This window comes from Neobacillus sp. SAB-20_R2A, assembly GCF_049568635.1.
Taxonomy (GTDB): domain Bacteria; phylum Bacillota; class Bacilli; order Bacillales; family Cytobacillaceae; genus Neobacillus; species Neobacillus citreus.
Map to the genome: position 1 here is coordinate 4,483,859 of NZ_CP145895.1, position 19,569 is coordinate 4,503,427.

22 protein-coding genes are annotated in these 19,569 nt (G+C 41.5%); 5 read left to right on the forward strand and 17 right to left on the reverse strand.

The features are described 5' to 3' along the window. Positions 1-48 precede the first annotated feature (48 nt). On the forward strand, positions 49-768 hold the full coding sequence (gene sigK, locus V5M37_RS22030) for an RNA polymerase sporulation sigma factor SigK (RefSeq protein ID WP_213144785.1): 720 nt from the start codon (positions 49-51) through the stop codon (positions 766-768). Between the two features lie 13 nt (positions 769-781). Here the strand turns inward: sigK and V5M37_RS22035 are convergent, their stop codons facing one another. Beyond that, positions 782-1,756: a F510_1955 family glycosylhydrolase gene (locus V5M37_RS22035; RefSeq protein WP_423799149.1), complete on the reverse strand. Its 975-nt coding sequence runs from the start codon at positions 1,754-1,756 to the stop codon at positions 782-784. A gap of 160 nt (positions 1,757-1,916) precedes the next feature. Here V5M37_RS22035 and V5M37_RS22040 point away from each other — a divergent pair, with 160 nt between their 5' ends. Next, a complete protein-coding gene (locus V5M37_RS22040) occupies positions 1,917-2,084 on the forward strand; it encodes a hypothetical protein (protein ID WP_423799150.1) in 168 nt (55 codons plus the stop codon). A gap of 122 nt (positions 2,085-2,206) precedes the next feature. Beyond that, a complete protein-coding gene (locus V5M37_RS22045; protein WP_423799151.1) occupies positions 2,207-4,009 on the forward strand; it encodes a M3 family oligoendopeptidase in 1,803 nt (600 codons plus the stop codon). A gap of 431 nt (positions 4,010-4,440) precedes the next feature. On the opposite strand, the gene V5M37_RS22050 is transcribed toward V5M37_RS22045, so the two are convergent. From V5M37_RS22050 to V5M37_RS22060, 3 genes are read right to left on the reverse strand one after another with little or no spacing between them, the layout of a single operon-like run. Beyond that, complete coding sequence (locus tag V5M37_RS22050; protein WP_213144781.1) at positions 4,441-4,581, reverse strand: YrzI family small protein; 141 nt, start codon at positions 4,579-4,581, stop codon at positions 4,441-4,443. A gap of 39 nt (positions 4,582-4,620) precedes the next feature. Then, positions 4,621-4,761: a YrzI family small protein gene (locus V5M37_RS22055; protein ID WP_423799152.1), complete on the reverse strand. Its 141-nt coding sequence runs from the start codon at positions 4,759-4,761 to the stop codon at positions 4,621-4,623. A 36-nt stretch (positions 4,762-4,797) separates the two neighbouring features. Continuing rightward, positions 4,798-4,938 carry a YrzI family small protein gene (locus tag V5M37_RS22060; protein WP_213120092.1) on the reverse strand — a complete coding sequence of 47 codons (141 nt, stop codon included), beginning with the start codon at positions 4,936-4,938 and terminating at the stop codon, positions 4,798-4,800. A gap of 523 nt (positions 4,939-5,461) precedes the next feature. On the opposite strand from V5M37_RS22060, the gene V5M37_RS22065 reads away from it, so the two are divergent. Further along, positions 5,462-5,722 carry a YrhC family protein gene (locus tag V5M37_RS22065; RefSeq protein ID WP_423799153.1) on the forward strand — a complete coding sequence of 87 codons (261 nt, stop codon included), beginning with the start codon at positions 5,462-5,464 and terminating at the stop codon, positions 5,720-5,722. Positions 5,723-6,246: 524 nt separating this feature from the next. Here V5M37_RS22065 and mtnN read toward each other — a convergent pair. Beyond that, a complete protein-coding gene (gene mtnN / locus V5M37_RS22070; protein WP_423799154.1) occupies positions 6,247-6,939 on the reverse strand; it encodes a 5'-methylthioadenosine/S-adenosylhomocysteine nucleosidase in 693 nt (230 codons plus the stop codon). Between the two features lie 189 nt (positions 6,940-7,128). Between mtnN and V5M37_RS22075 the strand changes: the two genes are divergently transcribed. Beyond that, positions 7,129-7,332, forward strand: a complete 204-nt coding sequence (locus V5M37_RS22075) for a YrzA family protein (RefSeq protein ID WP_213120089.1) — start codon at positions 7,129-7,131, stop codon at positions 7,330-7,332. Positions 7,333-7,362: 30 nt separating this feature from the next. On the opposite strand, the gene V5M37_RS22080 is transcribed toward V5M37_RS22075, so the two are convergent. The 12 genes from V5M37_RS22080 to alaS form a co-directional block, all read right to left on the reverse strand. Next, on the reverse strand, positions 7,363-8,034 hold the full coding sequence (locus V5M37_RS22080; protein WP_423799155.1) for a YrrS family protein: 672 nt from the start codon (positions 8,032-8,034) through the stop codon (positions 7,363-7,365). A gap of 95 nt (positions 8,035-8,129) precedes the next feature. After that, positions 8,130-9,878: a peptidoglycan D,D-transpeptidase FtsI family protein gene (locus V5M37_RS22085; protein WP_423799156.1), complete on the reverse strand. Its 1,749-nt coding sequence runs from the start codon at positions 9,876-9,878 to the stop codon at positions 8,130-8,132. Positions 9,879-9,944: 66 nt separating this feature from the next. Further along, positions 9,945-10,421: a transcription elongation factor GreA gene (gene greA / locus V5M37_RS22090; protein ID WP_423799157.1), complete on the reverse strand. Its 477-nt coding sequence runs from the start codon at positions 10,419-10,421 to the stop codon at positions 9,945-9,947. A 165-nt stretch (positions 10,422-10,586) separates the two neighbouring features. Beyond that, on the reverse strand, positions 10,587-11,222 hold the full coding sequence (gene udk, locus V5M37_RS22095; protein ID WP_213144773.1) for a uridine kinase: 636 nt from the start codon (positions 11,220-11,222) through the stop codon (positions 10,587-10,589). A gap of 1 nt (position 11,223) precedes the next feature. Further along, on the reverse strand, positions 11,224-12,492 hold the full coding sequence (locus tag V5M37_RS22100) for a peptidase U32 family protein (protein WP_423799158.1): 1,269 nt from the start codon (positions 12,490-12,492) through the stop codon (positions 11,224-11,226). A gap of 24 nt (positions 12,493-12,516) precedes the next feature. Next, positions 12,517-13,446 (reverse strand): peptidase U32 family protein, encoded by a 930-nt coding sequence (locus tag V5M37_RS22105; protein ID WP_423799159.1) that lies wholly within the window; start codon positions 13,444-13,446, stop codon positions 12,517-12,519. A 2-nt stretch (positions 13,447-13,448) separates the two neighbouring features. After that, complete coding sequence (locus V5M37_RS22110; RefSeq protein WP_423799160.1) at positions 13,449-14,093, reverse strand: O-methyltransferase; 645 nt, start codon at positions 14,091-14,093, stop codon at positions 13,449-13,451. Positions 14,094-14,325: 232 nt separating this feature from the next. Beyond that, the gene (gene mltG, locus V5M37_RS22115; RefSeq protein ID WP_423799161.1) at positions 14,326-15,450 is read right to left on the reverse strand and encodes an endolytic transglycosylase MltG; all 1,125 of its coding nucleotides are present in this window, start codon (positions 15,448-15,450) and stop codon (positions 14,326-14,328) included. Between the two features lie 179 nt (positions 15,451-15,629). Continuing rightward, positions 15,630-15,932 carry a DUF1292 domain-containing protein gene (locus V5M37_RS22120; protein WP_213120080.1) on the reverse strand — a complete coding sequence of 101 codons (303 nt, stop codon included), beginning with the start codon at positions 15,930-15,932 and terminating at the stop codon, positions 15,630-15,632. 12 nt (positions 15,933-15,944) lie between these two features. Beyond that, the gene (ruvX, locus tag V5M37_RS22125) at positions 15,945-16,361 is read right to left on the reverse strand and encodes a Holliday junction resolvase RuvX (RefSeq protein ID WP_423799162.1); all 417 of its coding nucleotides are present in this window, start codon (positions 16,359-16,361) and stop codon (positions 15,945-15,947) included. Between the two features lie 3 nt (positions 16,362-16,364). Beyond that, on the reverse strand, positions 16,365-16,631 hold the full coding sequence (locus tag V5M37_RS22130) for an IreB family regulatory phosphoprotein (protein ID WP_066311816.1): 267 nt from the start codon (positions 16,629-16,631) through the stop codon (positions 16,365-16,367). A 55-nt stretch (positions 16,632-16,686) separates the two neighbouring features. Beyond that, the gene (gene alaS / locus V5M37_RS22135; RefSeq protein WP_423799163.1) at positions 16,687-19,326 is read right to left on the reverse strand and encodes an alanine--tRNA ligase; all 2,640 of its coding nucleotides are present in this window, start codon (positions 19,324-19,326) and stop codon (positions 16,687-16,689) included. Positions 19,327-19,569: the final 243 nt, after the last annotated feature.

Genomic DNA, 19,569 nt, shown 5'->3' on the forward strand with positions numbered 1-19,569 from the left:
GGAATTAATAATAGGCTAAAGTCCAATAAAGATACGGGGTGGAAGTGAATGTCTGGAATCTTAACGGCTCTTGGCTATTTGGTAAAAGAATTTTTATTTCTTGTATCTTACGTAAAGAACAACGCCTTTCCTCAACCCCTATCCGCTGCAGATGAACGAAAGTACCTGCGCTTGATGGCCGAAGGGGATTCCCATGCGCGAAATATGTTGATTGAACACAATTTGCGGCTGGTTGCCCATATCGTAAAAAAATTTGAAAATACCGGTGAGGATTCTGAGGATTTAATCTCGATTGGAACGATTGGGTTAATCAAAGCCATCGAGAGTTATTCAGAGGGTAAAGGAACAAAGCTTGCCACTTATGCGGCCCGTTGTATAGAAAACGAAATATTGATGCATTTAAGAGCTTTAAAAAAGACGAAAAAAGATGTGTCCTTGCATGACCCAATTGGCCAAGATAAAGAAGGAAATGAAATTTCTCTTATCGATGTCCTGAAATCAGAATCGGAAGATGTTATTGATACGATCCAGCTGAATATGGAACTTGAAAAAATCAAGAAATATATCGAGGTTTTAGACAGCCGGGAAAAAGAAGTGATTATCGGCCGCTTTGGTCTTGATCTGCAAAAAGAAAAAACCCAGCGCGAAATTGCCAAAGAGCTTGGCATCTCAAGAAGCTATGTATCTAGGATTGAAAAGCGGGCTCTGATGAAAATGTTCCATGAATTTTACCGGGCCGAGAAGGAAAAAAAGAAAAAAAACTCATAGTAAAAAGAGCAGGCTACTCCTGCTCTTTTTCCCCTTTTAAAAACAAATTATTCCACGTTTTCCCGCCATCTGGGCTTTCATAAAGGTCATTTTTGTAGGTAGTGAAGGCCATTTGGTTTGGATTCTTGGGATTTACTGCCAAATATGTAATCGGATTATCGTAGTCCAAGAATGGAATGGCAATATTCGTTTGCTCGGCCGTTGCAGGATCTAAAGTTTTTAAAAGTATTTTGTCGTTTTCAACACTACAAAATAAAAGAGAATCTCCGGCAAAAGTAACAGCAGTAACCATAAATGGCTCTGTCATAAGCTTCATCGTGTTTCCATTATCGGTGGAATAATAAATGCCTGACCGAGTAGACATGGCCATAATGTCTCCATTGACCGGGTGGACAGCCATCATTCCAAGCGAATCTGCTTGAAAGTCTTTGAATTTACTAGGCTGCCAGGTCTGCCCGTTATCTTTAGAATAATTCACACCAGTATTTAATTGGTCCGTCTCTTGATCACTGATCACATAAAGACCTTTGCCTGAATAGCTTGAGGCCATGAAAACATAGTTACCTTTTCCATAAAAGGCCAGCTTTATTAAGGTCTCCCCTTTATTATCGCTTTTAACAAGCCCAAGCGGATTTTTTAAACCTGTCCCTTTTTGCGGATGTCCGCTTGAGATAAAGCCATCTTCCACGGCTTGAAACCCCATATATTGATGACGGTTCGTTGTCGTTTCGAACCAATTTGCTTCCTTATATATCTTTAGACCATTACCCGCTGCTACATAGAGAGCGTTGTCATTACCAGGATAACCAATCCCATAGATCCGGTTAACCTTTATCGATTTTGCTGCTGTAACATCAAACTTCGGCAGTACATCGGCTTTTTGATTCTGTTCAGTCTTTTTAGATTCCTTCGTATTATTTGTGCAGCCAGCAGCAGCCAAAATAAACACGATTAAAATCGTAAAGTAAATTAACTTATGACCCTTCACTTCTATTCCTCCAAGCGAGAATATTAATTCTTATCACTTATAACTCAGCCTTAGTATCATTGTCAAATAATCAGTTTATAGATATTCTTTCAGCAGGTGCCTATTCATGAAGGCATACAACCACATAGACTATTAAAAACTGGAAAAGGGGGTGTGTTAGATGGCTTTTGGTTACCCATACTCCCCCGCCGGCTTCGGGGCTCCCTATGCTGCATATTCAGCCCCTTGCGCACGGCGCGGCTGGATTTGGTTTGCAGTTGTGATTATCCTTTTTATACTGCTGTTAATCTTCTTCGCCTGGTGGTGGTTTAGTTGTTTTTATTATTAAACTTTTTGTAGCTTATGCGTTTTGGCATAAGCTTTTTCTATTACCGTCTTGCCATTTTGATGGAATTTTTTGAAAAATAACAATATAATTAAGAACGTACATATAAAAAAGGAGGTCCCATTATGGCAGCGGTTACATATTCAGATATTTGGAATCTTGATGTGTTTTTTAAAGGAGGAAGCGATTCCCCGGAATTGCAGAATCACCTAAAGCAAACCGAAGAATTGATTAACCTTTTCCATACAAAAATAAATAACTGGACACCAAGCAACTCTGCCCAGGACAGTGCATTCCTGCAAGAGGTGCTTCATGATTTTGAGAAAACTGGAAAAAAGCTCCGTCAGGCAGGTGCATTTATCGGATGCCTGCTGGCACAAAATACCGAGGATAAAAAGGCGTACGCACTTGATGCACAGGTTACCGGATTAAGTGCAGCCTTCCAAACAGCGCTTGGAGCTTTTCACAATCTGCTGACATCAATAGACGATAAAGTATGGGATAACATTATATCTATAGCTTCTTTAAAGGAACTTGGTTTTATTTTATCGGAATGGCGTGATCGGGCTAAAGAGAAGCTTACAAAAGAAGAGGAAGCACTCATTAACGCTCTTGGTGTCGACGGCTATCACAGCTGGGGGCAATTATATGACTTAATCGTCAGCAAAATCAAAGTTCAATATACCGACGAAAATGGTGAGGAAAAACAGCTATCTGTCGGTCAGGCTTTCAATAAATTTTCCAACCCAGACAGAGAAATCCGACAAGCTGTTTTTGAAAACTGGGAGAAGGCATGGGGCGATCAGGCAGACTTCTTGGCAAAAACCTTAAATCATCTCTCCGGGTTCCGTTTAAATGTATACAAAAAACGGGGCTGGGATGAGGTGTTAAAAGAACCCCTTAGCATCAACCGAATGAAAAAAGAGACGCTTGCCACCATGTGGGCGGTCATCACAGAAAACAAGGAAAAACTCGTGAAATATTTAGAGCGGAAGGCACAGCTCCTTGGCCTTGAAAAGTTAAGCTGGTTTGACCTTGATGCCCCATACGGCACAACAGAATCCAAACTTTCGTATCAGGAAGGCGCCCAATTTATTGAAGAAAACTTTGCAAAATTCGGCGAAAAGCTTTCAGCATTTGCCAAAATGGCGTTTGAGGAGCAGTGGATTGAAGCAGCAGACAGGCCAGGCAAAGCACCGGGCGGATTCTGTACCTATCTGCCAGAGAGCGAACAATCCCGCATTTTCATGACATACTCAGGCACGCCGTCAAATGTCTCCACACTAGCCCATGAGCTAGGACACGGCTTCCATACGTACGCAATGAGAGGCGTCCCGCATATCAACCGCTTATATGCGATGAACGTGGCCGAAACTGCCTCCACGTTTGCTGAGATGATTGTGGCCGACGCTTCTGTTAAGAGTGCGAAAAATGAGGATGAAAAGCTGGTTCTACTTGATGATAAGATTCAAAGAACCATTGCCCTGTTGATGAATATCCATGCCCGCTTCCTGTTTGAAACCCGTTTCTACGAAGAAAGAAAGCAGGGACCTATTTCTGTTGAACGGTTAAATGAGGTAATGTTAGAAGCACAAAGGGAAGCGTACTGTGACGCCCTTGAGGAGTATCATCCATTATTCTGGGCATCAAAGCTGCATTTCTTTATTACAGGTGTTCCGTTCTATAACTTCCCTTATACATTTGGGTATCTTTTCTCATTGGGGATCTACGCACAGGCACTAGCGGAAGGGAAAGGCTACGAAGAAAAATACATTTCCTTGCTGCGTGATACAGCATCCATGACAGTTGAAGACCTTGCAGCGAAACATCTTCAGGTAAACCTGACAGAAAAGGATTTCTGGGAAAAAGCTGTAGGTATCTGTTTGGATGACATCGATGAATTCTTAGAGCTGACTGAAGGAAAATAATTAGAAATTATAAAAGCATCGGCCAAGTGGCCGATGCTTCTTTGTTATTCAACAACACTGATCTCAGCAGAGATTACACAGCCAATTGCGCCCGTAATAACGAAGGCTATTGCCACCATGAACATCTTCCCCACCCCTTAATGGATACTGCTTTCTTACCTTCAATTTATCATATTTTCACAGTATCTAACTTTGGGAAATGTGAACATTATGTTAACAAACTTCAATCCTCAAAATGAAATTATGATTCCTTTTTATTAGACTTAAAAATAAGCGACAAAAGCAAAATATGCAGCGGCATACCGACTACCTCCCTATCCGAAATTCCCTTGGCTAAGTGGTATCTTTCAAAACCCAGAAATAAGCTCCTCTTCCCTGCATTAAATAAATCATTATAAAAACCACCTTTCATTATTTAAATTTTGTTCCACTTACATAACACGGTACATTGATATTTGCCGGTCTTTGTTTTCTTCGTAAAGCTTGTTAATCCTTTCTTGATTAAGAGCTTCATCAAGGCTTTCTTTTCTTTTTGAAATCGTAATCGTTAAAAACAATATATTCAGGGTCATGATTATCACTTCCTTTAGTTTAAACCCTTTAAATTTCCCTTAAATTAGCTGGTGCATAGAAATCTGACGGTCCTTGTTCTGCTCATATAACCGTTCAACCATCTCCTGCTGGACAGCCTCTTCTAGACTAATTTCTCTTTTTTTGAATGTAACAGTTACAAAGAATAGATTTAAAGTCATTCTCATTCACCTTCCTTTCTGCAGCCAAATTCTTGATTACATGAAATGATGCATAGAAATCTGGCGATCCCTATTTTGTTCGTAAAGCTTTTCAACCATTTCCTGCTGAGCGGCTTCCTGCAATGTTACTTTTCTTTTTCGAATTGTGATGGTGAAGAATAAAATATTCAGTGTCATGTTGATCACCTCCTTATAAAGTTATTTCTGTTAGTCCAACAACATTTTCAGATTATGCAGAACATATCCAAAGTGCTAGTGAAAAGGGCACAAAAAGGCCGCAAGAAGATAGTTCCTTGCGGCCTTTCCCCGAAAAATGGGCACAAAAATACCGCAAGGCGTCATTCTCCCTGCGGCATGGATATGTAGATGCAAATTAACACACTAAGCAATCCATTCCAATCTGGTCGAATGCATGATATTCAAATATTCAGTTTCAGCCATTGCATTTGGGACACAACTCGTTAAATTAATCGCTAATAACATTACCTTCGACCTCCTTTTTGGAATTTTTTACTTGCTACGGTAATTATATCCACACACAGGTATTTTGTAAACCATTTTTTAGAAACTTTTTTTAAAATGGTTAAAAGCCCCATGATATTAAGTGTTAGGCATCTTTTCAAGAATTTACTTAATGTTTATCGGTCTTTTGTATGGTAAAGTGGTTTAGTAGATTTTTAGAAGAAGGAGTGAAGCAGCTGTGAAGCAGCACACGCAAGGTCTTTTTGATAAGATGGTTGATTTTAAGCGGTTCGGAACTGTTTTATTGGCTGTGGGAATCTTTTTCTTTATTGGTGTCATTATTCCCTCCGATACAAAAACGGAGATGGATTTAAATATATTAATCCTTTCCTCAATGTCTTTCTTGGCTGCATCGATACTTTTCTTTACTTTCTCAAAGCAATGCGAAATGAAGCTGCGAGAATTGGAGGATGGAAAGGACTATTCCTCGAAAAAATAAGCGCCTCTGCTGTGAATTAAAGGGTTCCTTTTTTGAGGTGCTTTTCTAAAAATAAGGGCCGAAATGACAGTGGTATTGGCATCGTTATTGGTATTTAAAAAAGTAAAACTCGCCATAGGAATTGGCGAGTTTTATTATTAGTAAAACCAAAACCTTATTTATATAAAACCTCACTTACTTCACCGTTCTCATGGAAAAACTCACTCCTTATTAAATATGATGCCTTGTCCTTAATCGAGTAATCAGCAAAAGTAAAATAAGCGAAGGTTTTCCGGTTAAATACAGAAATGAGCTCGTTTTGGGGTAAATAAGGGAAGAATTTCCGGTTATGCAAAGAAAAATCCCCCATTTTTTAATTTATCGAGTCAATAACCGAAAATTTTCCGTCTATTTAAGCCTTTTTTAATAACAATCACTAAATAAGCGAAATTTTTCCGTCTATTTTTCAGTTCGGGTGCTTAACCTGATCCCCAACCGATAAGTGCGGATCCTTTCGATCCTGTGAGGAGCTTTTTCTTAAAAGGCTATAGAGCCTTAACCATCTTCATAACTAAGGTTGCTGAATTTGTGGCTGCTTTATCGATAAACTGATCAAAGGAAATTTCTGACTCTTTTCCGGCAATATCAGAAAGGGAACGAATAATTACAAATGGAACACCAAACCGAAAGGCGACCTGCGCAATCGCCGCTGCTTCCATTTCCACTGCCTGTAGATTTTTAAATTTCCCGCGGATAAATTCCACTTTTTTAGGGTCCTCCATAAAGGAATCGCCTGTTGCAATTAAACCTCTGACAATCTGGAAATTTTCCAACTCCTCTGCTGCTGCTTCGGCAATCGACATTAACTTTTCATCAGCCAAGAAAGCTGCCGGCAGCTGGGGTACCTGGCCATATTCATAATCAAAAGCCGTTACATCAACGTCGTGGTGGCGCACTTCTGTTGAAATGACTGCATCTCCCACATTAAGGTCTGGATTTAAACCGCCAGCAGAACCAGTGTTGATGATGCAATCTGGCTTATATTTATCCAATAGAATGGTTGTAGACATGGCAGCATTTACCTTACCAATGCCTGAACGTAACAGGATGACATCCTTGCCGTGCATTTTCCCAAAGGTAAATTCACAGCCAGCTACTTCTTCTTTTGTTTGTCCTTCAATATGGTCTCTTAGTAAGGTTACTTCCTCTTCCATTGCACCAATGATAGCAATTTTCATATGTATAAACCTCTCTCCTAAAAGCTTTTGCTTTATTTTTCGCTTAAACGATTGTTTTATTATTTTTCTTCAAATTGATACATCGTATCCGCAAACATCATTGTACCTTTTTTGCTGACAGCTTTCTATCAAATCATTGATTTAGAATAAATATTTCATTAGAATTATGCATGGAAGGAGGTTGTATAGATGAATTTTCAACTTGATTTTATTGAAGATAAAGTGGAGTTTTTTGAAGCCGGAGATTTAAAAACGCTGGAAAAGAAAATCGCGAACCAAATCGAGGTCAACAAAGGAATCCTGCTGGGGGTCCACTCCGTTTCCCACCAAGTCCATGTGAATGAAAAAGGACAAACCTACTTTTCGGCAGTGGTCCATTTTAAAAAGAAATAGGATGGAACCGGTTAAGGCCCATCCTGCTCACTATTGCTGGATTTCCGCTAATTCTTCAACCCTTGTCGGCATCCAGCCTTCGCCATCAACCCACTTGATATATACATTATATTTCTGCTGTTTATCCTTGGATGCAACTGTAGCAAAGGATGCATTAGCAGTGGTTTTATCCCGGCCGAGCCAGTAAACAGTCATATTGCCAGAATCCAGCCCAGTTGCATAGGAGACGGCCTTCAGCATTTCCTGCCAATCAACTGAAGATTGATCGTAGACAGCTGTATGTTCTCCTGTTTGCGTTGTACCTACTGGCTTCCAAGCTGGATTTTCAATGGTTTTTACCACATTAGGCGAAGTCCCTCCATCAGTAACAACAGCCTGTGAATCATCAGCTTTTTCTGGTGCTGCTGTGGCTTCCTCGCTTTGTTTTACATCTTCCTCTTTGACTGCTTTATCTTCTGAAGGCTTTTCCTTTTTCTTGGTCTCTTCAGCTTTTTTCTCTTTAGGTGCCGCCTGTTTTTGTTCTTGTTTCGGCGTTTCCTGTTTAGTCACAGCTTTCTCGTCACTTCCGGATGCAAAAATATTATAAGCTACCAAAATAATTAAGGCCAAGACAATGATAATTAAACTATTTAAGACAATATTCGTTTTTTTTCTTTTGGCACGATAAGTAGACCGTGAATTTTGCTTGAAATCATTATTCAAAAATAATCCCTCCTAAAAAGCTAGGCTGTGAATATTTTAACATGATTTCAAAACAACTTGAAGGAATTTCCTCGATTTAACATTGAATTAAGCCATCACTCCTGCTCGGACAGCATTTTCACCATATCAGCAAATAATAAATTTACCCCTCCTTCATTTTCTGTCACATCCAAATTAACGGTTACTAGTGCATATTTTGGATTCTGATAGGGAAAATAGCCCGCAAACCACTTATTATGCAGCTGCTTGCCATCCTCATATTTCCCAGTTTCAGCTGTACCGGATTTTCCGGCCACCTCATATGGGAGTTCCTTAAACCAGCGACCCGTCCCATTTGGGTTCAATACGACCTCTCTCAGTAATTTTTGTAGTTTCATCGCCGTATATGGGGAAATGGAATCTCCTTTAAGCGGCTGTTCAGGGAAATTAACCATCGTAGTTCCGTTTTTATACTCAATTTTTGAAACGGCGCGGACCGATTCTTTCTTGCCGCCCCTAGCGATGCTCGCCATCATATTGGCAACCGCCAGTGGAGTTGCCCTGACCTCATTCTGGCCAATTCCGGACATTGCGGCAAAGTTCGGATCCTTTCTAGCCTCATCGGACAGAAAGACCCTGCCCTTGTCTTCATTATCAAACTGTTTGAAATCACTTGTGTGATAAACGTCTCCCTGCCAACCGACAGAACCCGTTAAAGACAATTTCTCTGCATACTCTTCCAAAAGATTTGGGTCGATCTTTTGCAGCTCCTTCGCCAGTTCACCAAAGGTGCGATTACAGCTTCTGGCAAAACTATCCGTAAAATTTAACATGCCGTAATCATATTTTAATTCCGGTTTGCCATTGATTTTTTTACTGCAGTCAAACAGTCTGTTTGGATCATCAAGATTATGGTCAATTGCGGCCGCCGCAACAACTGTTTTAAAAACAGAACCCATGATTTGCTGCTTCAGCATTCTATTAGTAATGCCTGTCCCGCTGTAAGGATCCTTCTTATTGACGTCAGGCCTTGAAACCATAGCCAGTACACTGTTATCCTCGATGTTCAGCAGAACCAGTCCACCTTTTTTAATTTGATACTTATCAACCAGCTCCTCGGCTTTTTGCTGAATGGTTTTATCAATGGTTGTCCGAACATTGACAGGATAAAATGGATTAGCCGGGTCAACATATTTTACGTTTATGCCAAATAAAGGCGCCCCTCCCCCGTCTACGTGGTAGACAAGCTTCGATTTCCCTTCAGGAAGCAGGAATTCATCAAAGCTTTCCTCAAGCCCAGAAACACCTATTAAGGTTTTCTCGGACAGCTCTTTATTAGGATAGCGCTTTTGCAATTCGGCTGCATTTTCTCCTGTCAGTCCAAGCAATTGTTCTGCCGGCACATTGGCCCGTTCAAATTTCTTCTCTATCGCAAATACGCCAGGTATGTTTAACGCATTGATTCTTTCCATCTGTGAAGGTGTCAATTCAATTGGGGCCGGGTCACCATAGGCAAATGGCTTTTTCGCTGAGTCCACCGCATTTTTCAGAGCAATTTCCGATATGCCTGAGATGTCGGACACCTTTTTAATATCCCAGTCCAACTTTTTTAGGAATGGGAATAAGACAAGTACACTGACTTTTTTATGTGTCAGCATGGTGCCGTTTCGGTCCAGAAAGTTCCCCCTTCCATTATCAATCACCAGTTCCTGTGTCCTTTGCTGGACGCTGTCTTCAAGCAAATTCACATTATGCTTGGAAAAGGTTTCCGTCTCAAACAATTGAATTTGCATAAGACGCCCCATTAAAAGCATAAAGCAAACGATACAAATTATAAGCCAGCCTTTTGCTCTTCTTCTCCACATAAAAAACACCTCGTCAAAAGTTTTGACGAGGTTTAGCGTTTTCAAACTATTCAGGCTGATTTTTCCTTATTTTATACTAACAATGCGGACACTCATCTCGCCGCCAGGGGTTTGGACAGATACTTGGTCCCCTACCTTTTTGCCCATTAAGCTCTTGGCAATTGGAGAGTCGTTGGAAATTTTTCCTTCGAACGGATCTGCCTCTGCACTACCGACAATCGTATAAGTTTCTTCATCGCCGTCCGGAAGCTCAACAAATGTTACTGAGCTGCCTAGAGACACAGTATCCCCTGCCAATTCACCTTCACTGATAATCTTGGCATTGCGGATCATATTTTCTAACGTAGTGATTCTGCCTTCAACAAAAGCTTGCTCTTCTTTAGCAGAATCGTACTCGGAGTTTTCAGATAAATCCCCAAAACTTCTGGCGATTTTAATTCTTTCTACTACCTCTTTACGCTTAACCGTTTTTAAATATTCAAGTTCCTGTTCTAATTTTTCTTTTCCTGCCTGAGTCATTGGAAAAACTTTTTCTGCAGCCAAAACCCTCACTCCTTCTGGTCTCACAACCCCCATAGATTGTGTATGTATGATATGTAAGCATTATGCCAATTGGCAAAAAATTGATAGCAGCGCGTCCTATTAAGGGCGCGCAGCTAATATTCATCCATTTTGTGGACATTTTTAGGATTATCACTTGCTATTGTTTCATAAAAATGACTTTTGTTCAAGAATTGTTTGAATTTTTGTGACCATTAAATCAATCGCCACATGATTATGCCCGCCTTCAGGAATAATGATATCTGCATAGCGCTTGGTCGGCTCAATAAATTGGTTATGCATCGGGCGGACAACATTGACATATTGGTCTATAACCGAATCAAGTGTACGCCCGCGTTCCTGAATATCTCGCTGAAGGCGGCGGATAATACGAATATCCGCATCGGTATCGACGAATAATTTAATATCCATTAAATCACGGAGCCGCTCGTCCTCAAGAACCAAAATTCCCTCTAAGATGATAACATCCTTCGGCTCTACATCAATCACCTGGTCAGAGCGTGTATGAATGGAATAATCATATACCGGCTTTTCAATCGGCTCATACCTCAAGAGCTGTTCGATATGCTCGATAAGTAAATCCGTATCAAAGGCAAGCGGATGATCATAATTCGTTTTTAACCGCTCCTCAAACGGCAGATGGCTTTGGTCTTTATAATAATAATCCTGTTCAAGCATTAAAATCGAGTGACCCTTAAAGCTTTCATATATCGCTTTTGACACACTCGTTTTACCGGAGCCTGACCCTCCGGCAACACCGATCACAACCGGCCTATGCATCATGCTAGTTCTCCTTTCGCATCATGTTGTTAGGATAAACCGGTTTGTCCATTTTAAATCGTACAATTTGAAGCGGATGTCTTGCCGCATCCAATTCATTTCCTTTTTCATCCCAAACCTTATCGATTACATGGGTAAAGTTCTCAATTTCCGGTCCAAAGAATTCAACTTCATCACCAGGTTTGAAGTGATTACGCTGCTGCAGGGTAACCATTTGCGTTTCATTGTCATAATCCAAGACAAGACCAACAAATTCAAAACTAGTCTTTTTGCTATGATTACCAAACATTTGCTCTTTATACCCGGGAACACCCTCGAAAAAGGCCGTAGCCGTTTCACGGTTGGCACATTTATCAAGCTCTTCAAGCCATTCCTTCTTAATCACAAAATTATCAGGATCCGCACAGTACGCATCAATCACTTTTCGGTAGACACTTACGACAGTGGCAATATAGTGAATGGACTTCATCCGTCCTTCAATTTTCAAGCTGTCGATGCCCAGCTCAATCATTTTCGGAATGGACTGAATAAGGTTTAAATCCTTCGGACTCATCGCGAACGGAGAATCACCCTCAGCAAATAAGGCATTTTCATCCATGCCCTCTAACTGATACAAGTCATAATCCCAGCGGCATGATTGACAGCAGCCGCCGCGGTTAGAATCGCGGGCTGTCATGTGATTAGAGAGAGTACAACGGCCGGAATAAGCGATACACATCGCTCCATGGATGAAGGTCTCAATTTCAATATCCACCTTCTCCTTCATTTCACGGATTTCTTCCGCACTTGTTTCCCGGGCCAATACGACACGCTCAAGCCCCTCTTCCTGCCAGAATTGAATAGCTTTCCAGTTAGAAAGAGATTGCTGTGTGCTTAAATGAACTTCAATTTCAGGTGCAAGCCTGCGGCAGGTTTCAATAATCAGCGGGTCTGCCACGATAATTCCCGCAATTCCAGCGTCTTTTAGTCCTAGAATATATTCTTTCAGACCGGGAATATTTTCATTATGAGCATAAATATTAGTGGTTACATAAATTTTAGCCCCGTACTTTTTCGCAAACTCTACGCCTTCTTTGATTTCTTCTTGAGAGAAATTGTCGGCATTGGAGCGCAGTCCGTATTCCTGTCCGCCGATAAATACGGCATCAGCACCATAATGAACAGCGATTTTTAATTTTTCAAGATTGCCTGCAGGAGCTAGGAGTTCCGGCTTTTTGACAATGACGCGTTTTCCATCAATAATCTCTGAAATCTTATCTTTTACAGTACTCATGATTTGAACTCCTCCCTTTCTTAATTAGTAAACTGTCTCTTTAAAATAGAATCCTGTATCTAATGGGCGGTTAGCCGGCTGGATTTGTTCAATCGCCTCTAACAGCTCATCCTTTTTGTCCTCATAATTGTCCGAGTCTTCAAAATAAAGGTCAATGGCTTCGCGGTATAATTTTGTAACAGTTAAAATATATTCCGGACTCTTTAAGATTCCATCAATTTTAAACGAATCAACTCCGGCCTCAAGCATATCCTGCAGCTCATCGATAATGCAGATATCATTTGGGCTCATAATATGAGTTCCATTTTCATCTTCAAAAATCGGGTATTTGTTCTCGCGTTCAATATCGTGGAGGAACATATTCTTTTGCTGTTTACGGTTTTCGATTTCCATAACTTTGCCTTGGTACTCAAAATAGTTGCCTAAGAGCGAACGCTTCGATTGAAACATGCAGCTCATTCCATGAACGAGAACTTCAATTTCAACCTCTGCTTGTTCCTTTATTTCCACGATTGAATCCATGTTAATTTCGCGGGCAAGGACAGCTCTTTTCGCTCCTTTTCTGCCCCAATAGTTACAGGTATACCAGTTGGTACCAGTTGTCTCGGTGCTCCAATGCAGCTTCATTTCCGGAGCTGTTTCTTTCGCAGCCATTAATACAGCCGGATCGCCAAATATAATAGCATCAGCCTTTGCATCAGATACAAAGCGAATATAATCGTTCAGCTCTGGAAGTTTATCATTATGAAAAATGGCATTCATAGCCACATATACTTTTTTTCCTTTTGAGTGAGCCAGTTCAATAGCTTTTTGTACGTTACTTCGAGTAAATTCCCCTGCAAGTCTCAAGCCGTACCGCTGCTCCCCAACAACAAAGGCATCAGCCCCTGCCTCTGCCAATGGCAAAATGTCATCAACAGAAATGGGAGTTACCAATAGTTCTGTCTTTTTCATTTTCATTCACCTCTTCGTTTACTGATTGCGACCCCATCACCGACTGGGAGAATAACCGTATCAAAATCCTTATGATTCATTAACCAGCGGTTAAATTCGTCTATTTTTTTGACAAGGTTCCGCGTCCTTTTAGATTCTATATCCGATTCTGCAACAAGTCCTTTAAACAAGACATTATCCGTAATAATCAAACCGTCTGCTTTTAAATATTTTGAGTAAATTTCAAAGAATTTTTGATATTGCCCCTTAGCCGCATCAATAAAAATAGCATCGTAGGGAGCATGGCCTCTTACACGCTCTTCTACATCCAGCGCATCTCCTTCGATGAGAAAAATATTTTCATGGTAATCGGACCTAGCAATAAATTCTAATGCTAATTGAATGCGTTCTTCATCCCGCTCAATCGTGATAATATTCGAATCCGGAAGTGCAAAAGCCATTCTCAATGCAGAGTAGCCAATGGCGGTGCCCACTTCAAGGATATTTTTGGCACCATGGATTCTTAGCATTTGAAGCATCGCTTCCATTCCGGCCAGCTCCATGATTGGAACATGATGCTCGTTGGCATAACCCTCCATTTCCATTAACAAAGAATGACGCTCCGGAATTAGACCTTCTATATAAGAATGCAGCTTTTCATTTAACAAGCTGCTTCACCTCAATCCTTTTAAACTGCATTGTTGCCAAAATATAGCTCTTTAGACATAAAAAATAGCGTTCACAGAAAAACAACGAACCGAGTGATATTCATTCGGACCATTGACACTGGCAGTAAACCGCCAAAATAACCTGTGAGTGACGCTATAGATACCTTATGAAACACTTTAGTATTCTACCATAAAAAAAGAGGGAATGCGAATAATTCCCTCGGGTGACGTACTATTTTTTACTGGAAATATGCTTGGCTTTTTCCTGATTGTGTTCTTCTAGCGTTTTAGTGAAAATAACCGTGCCGTCCGCGGTTGCCAGGAAGTAATAATAATCCGTTTGTTCCGGTTCTAACGCAGCTTCGATGGATGATTTTCCTGCATTAGCAATCGGGCCTGGTGGAAGTCCGGGGTTTTTATACGTATTGTAAGGAGAATTCACTTCCAAATCCTTATAGACCACTCTTTCCTTATGCTTACCTTGGGCATATAGAACGGTTGGATCCGTCTGCAGCGGCATCCCCTTTTCCATCCGATTATAAAAGACGCTGGAAATCTTTTTTCGGTCAGCTTTCTCCGTCGCCTCTTCCTCAACCAAGGATGCCATTGTAAGGAGCTGATGAACGGACAGCTTTTTATCTTTCGCCTCATCTGTGTAGTCAGCTAGAACTTCTCTCGTTTTATCAAGCATGGCTGTAACCATTTCCTCAACAGATGGATTCGGTTTAAAGAATGGATAGGTGGCTGGATATAAATACCCCTCTAGCGGGTACATGATTGAAGGGTTCAAGATTTCATTCGTTAGAATATCAGGGTATTTTGCCATTAATGTTTTTATAAATTCTTTATCATTCAATTTGGCGAGTACCTGTGCTTCATCCTGATTTGTTGCCTTCGCCATAATGGCGGCAATTTCCTTCAGCTGTTTTCCTTCAGGTATTGCAATTTTAAACGATGCCTTGGCAAGGACCTTGCCTGTTTTCAAGCGGCTGACAATTTCAGGAACATCCATGGAAGGACTTAATTGATAGTCCCCCGCCATAAAGCCGCCTTCATTTTTGAGCTTTACATAATATTTGAATACCTTGGCATCCTTAATGATCCCGTTTTGCTCAAGCCTTTCACCTATCCCAGTTACTGAGGAGCCAATCGGAATTTCCACATTTTTCTGCACTTTGCTGCTAGAATCTACGGGTTTAAGCGCTGATTGTATATAGAGGTATCCCCCGCCGCCAATGAGGACGATGGTGACCGCCAATATAATCGTAATAATTAACACAATTCTTCTGACGATTCGTGCTTCACTCTGATGTTCGAGCATTTTTTGCCGAATTACATGTTTCTTGTCTTCTGTCATCTAATTTCCCCCTCCCTGGTAGCTCGGCTGCTTTATTTATTCTTTAATAAACTTGAACCATGTCGTAATAATTTCAGCATAAGGTAGGAAAAATGTCAATTTTACATTTATTTTGTCGACGGAAATTTGACGATAAAAAAATAAAGGAACCAGCTTTGTCAGCTGATTCCTCCTGAGTGTTATTCCTCTTCTTCTTCATCTTGGATGAAGGTATTGTATACTTCTTCGATGATGTCCCATTCTTCATCGGTTGTGACAGGTGATAATTCTCCAATTTCGCCTTCTTCAGTAGGGATGTAGGAATAGGCGTGGACAACGACTTCCTCATCATCCTCTGCCTCACCAACCGGATAACATAAAACGTATGACTTTTCGAATTCATCAGATTCAAAGGTAAACAGAATTTCAAATAACTCCTCGTCACCGTTTTCATTGATCAGGGTAATATATTGTTCATCATCATAATGGTGTTCGTGCGCCATTTTTTCACCTCATTATTTTTTACTATCCAAATAGCCTTGAAGAATCATGGCGGCCGCCATTTTATCTATGACTTTCTTCCGCTTTTTCCTGCTGACATCTGCTTCAAGCAGGATTCGTTCCGCTGCCATAGTGGTCAGCCGCTCGTCCCATAAAACGGTTTGAACGGCAAACCGGCGTTCCAGTTCTTCCGCATAATACTGACTTGCCTCTCCGCGCGGTCCGATTGTACCGTTCATATTCTTTGGAAAGCCAACTACTACAGTATTAATTTGATTTTCGTTGATTAATTGGCCAATTTCCTCAAAACCGAACTGTTTTTTTTCTTCATCAATTTTGAGTGTTTTCAGGCCTTGCGCTGTCCACCCAAGTTCATCACTTAAGGCGATTCCAACTGTCTTTGAACCTACATCTAAACCCATTAAACGCATTGATTAACCCTCTCGCTGCTGTTTTAAATACGATTTTACCAGTTCTTCAATGATTTCATCCCGTTCCAGCTTACGGATGATATTGCGGGCATCGCGATGACGCGGAATGTAGGCTGGGTCTCCAGATAATAGGTAACCGACAATTTGATTAATAGGGTTATACCCTTTTTCCTTTAATGCCTCATACACTTGAAAAAGAACATCATTGACATCATGTTCAAAAGGCTCTTCAGGAAAATTAAATCTCATTGTTTTATCAAATGAGCTCATGAACGTGCACCTCGTATTGGAATTGTTACCTACATTTTACACTACTTTGTCCTTATTACAAAACAGATTTTACCCATTCTTCGACAAAGGCTAGCGCTGAATCCAGTTTTTCAGGGTCCTTGCCGCCTGCCTGAGCCATATCCGGACGGCCGCCGCCGCCGCCGCCGCACTTGGCAGACACTTCTTTAATTAACTTGCCGGCATGGTAACCTTGTTCAATTAAATCCTTTGTAACGGCTGCAATTAAATTCACCTTGCCATCTTGGGCGCTTCCCAATACAATCACTGCAGAGCCGAGCTTTTGTTTCAGATCGTCAGCCATGTTTCGCAAGTTGTTCATATCCTGCGCTTGAACTTTTGCGGCTAAGACAGTAACTCCATTGATTTCTTTTGCTTTGTTGACCAGATTTCCTGCCTCAATATTGCCAAGCTTGGCAGAGAGCGATTCATTTTCTCTTTGAAGGTGTTTGATTTCAGCCAGTAAACCATCAATTCGATGCCCCACTTCTTTTGGAATAACCTTCAATTTCTCCGCAGCATCCTTTAACATGCCAACCTGCTCATTTAAAGCTTTGTATGCTGATTCGCCGGTAACAGCCTCAATGCGCCTTGTGCCGGCACCAATACCACCCTCAGAGACGATTTTAAACACGCCGATAACAGAGGTGTTTGGAACGTGGCAGCCACCGCACAGCTCCAGACTGTAGTCGCCAACCTTGACGACGCGAACGATGTCGCCGTATTTTTCACCGAACAAGGCCATTGCTCCCATTGCTTTTGCTTCAGCAATTGGCTTCTGGCTAATATCCACTTCGATGCTGCTCCAGATTTTTTCGTTGACAATCTTTTCGATTTGCTCCAGTTCTTCTGGTTTAATTTGACCAAAATGCGAGAAGTCAAAGCGTAGACGGTCCGGTTCGACAAGCGACCCTGCCTGATTCACATGCTCCCCTAATACATCCTTTAACGCACGATGCAATAAGTGGGTAGCTGTATGGTTCTTAATGATTTTCACACGGTTTTCCGGATCCACCTGGGCAGTTACCTGCTGGTTTGTCTTTATTGTTCCGCTTTGCACTGTAACTTTATGAAGGTTCTGGCCGTTCGGCGCTTTTTGAACGTCTTTAACTGAAACCATTGTCCCATCGCCTTGAATGACACCGCGGTCAGCAATCTGTCCACCGCTTTCCGCATAGAACGGAGTAACATCAAGAATAAGCTGAACTTCTTCACCGCTTGAAGCCTCATCCACCAGTTCGCCATTTTTAATAATCGCTAAAACTGTGGAGTTTGTGGTCAGTTCATTATACCCAACAAACTTACTTGCCACAGTAATATCCCTTAATACGCCGCCTTGAACCTGCATCGAATTTTCATCGTGACGGGCCGCACGGGCACGTTCCCGCTGGACTTCCATTTCTGCCTCAAAGCCATCGTGGTCAACCTTCATGCCTTCTTCTTCGGCATATTCTTCAGTCAATTCAACAGGGAAACCATACGTATCATAAAGACGGAAAACATCTTCACCAGAGATGATGTCGCTGCCTTTTTCCTTTTCTTTCTTAATAACACTTGCTAAAATCGCTAAGCCTTCATGAAGGGTTTCATGGAAGCGTTCTTCTTCCGTTTTGATGACTTTCTGAATGAATTCAGCCTTATCCTTTACTTCCGGATAGAAATCATGCATGATTTCACCTACAACCGAAACAAGCTCATACATAAATGGACGATTGATGTTAATTTGCTTAGCGTACCGGACAGCACGGCGGAGCAAGCGTCTTAGCACATAGCCGCGGCCTTCATTTGATGGCAGCGCTCCGTCACCAATCGCAAAGGCTACGGTTCGGATATGGTCAGCAATCACTTTGAAAGCTTCATCCTGCCCCTTCTCGACACCATATTTTACGCCGGAGATTTCTTCAGTCGCCCGAATAATCGGCATAAACAGGTCTGTGTCAAAGTTGGTCGGAACATTTTGCACGACTGATGCCATCCGCTCTAGTCCCATACCGGTATCAATGTTTTTCTTTGGCAGCGGTGTATATGTACCGTCAGGATTATGGTTAAATTGAGAGAACACAAGGTTCCAAACCTCTAAGTAGCGTTCGTTTTCCCCGCCAGGATACAATTCTGGATCGTTAATGTCATTGCCATACTCAGGTCCGCGGTCATAGAAAATTTCCGTATTTGGACCACTTGGGCCTTCGCCGATATCCCAGAAGTTCCCTTCAAGACGGATAATCCGCTCCTCCGGAATGCCGATTGTGTTATGCCAAATTTCATAGGCTTCATGATCTTCAGGATGAATCGTCACAGAAAGAAGTTCTTTTTCAAAACCAATCCATTTTTCGTCCGTTAAAAACTCCCAAGCCCACTCAATGGCTTCCTTCTTGAAATACTCACCGATAGAGAAGTTCCCAAGCATTTCAAAGAAAGTATGGTGGCGGGCGGTTTTGCCGACGTTTTCAATATCATTAGTCCGAATCGATTTTTGAGCATTTGTGATTCTTGGATTTTCAGGCACGACACGGCCATCAAAATACTTTTTTAAGGTTGCGACACCGCTGTTAATCCACAACAATGACGGGTCATCATGGGGAACTAGAGATGCGCTTGGCTCAACATGGTGACCTTTTTCCTCATTAAAAAATTGTAAAAACATCGAGCGAATTTGCGATCCAGTTAAATTTTTCATATTTTATACCTCCTTTATTTTAAAAAAGCACACAAAAAAGCCCTCATCCCAAAACAGGGACGAGAGCATATCTCGCGGTACCACCCTGATTATGGATACAAAAACTGCACCCATCTCTCAAAAGCCTTTAACGCAGGTCTTACGGCAGTGGTTAGCTGCACTCCGGATTAGCGTTCTGTTATCCTTCATCCAGAACCCCTTTCAGCCAAGGGGGCCCCTCTCTTCAGCGCATAATGCGTTACA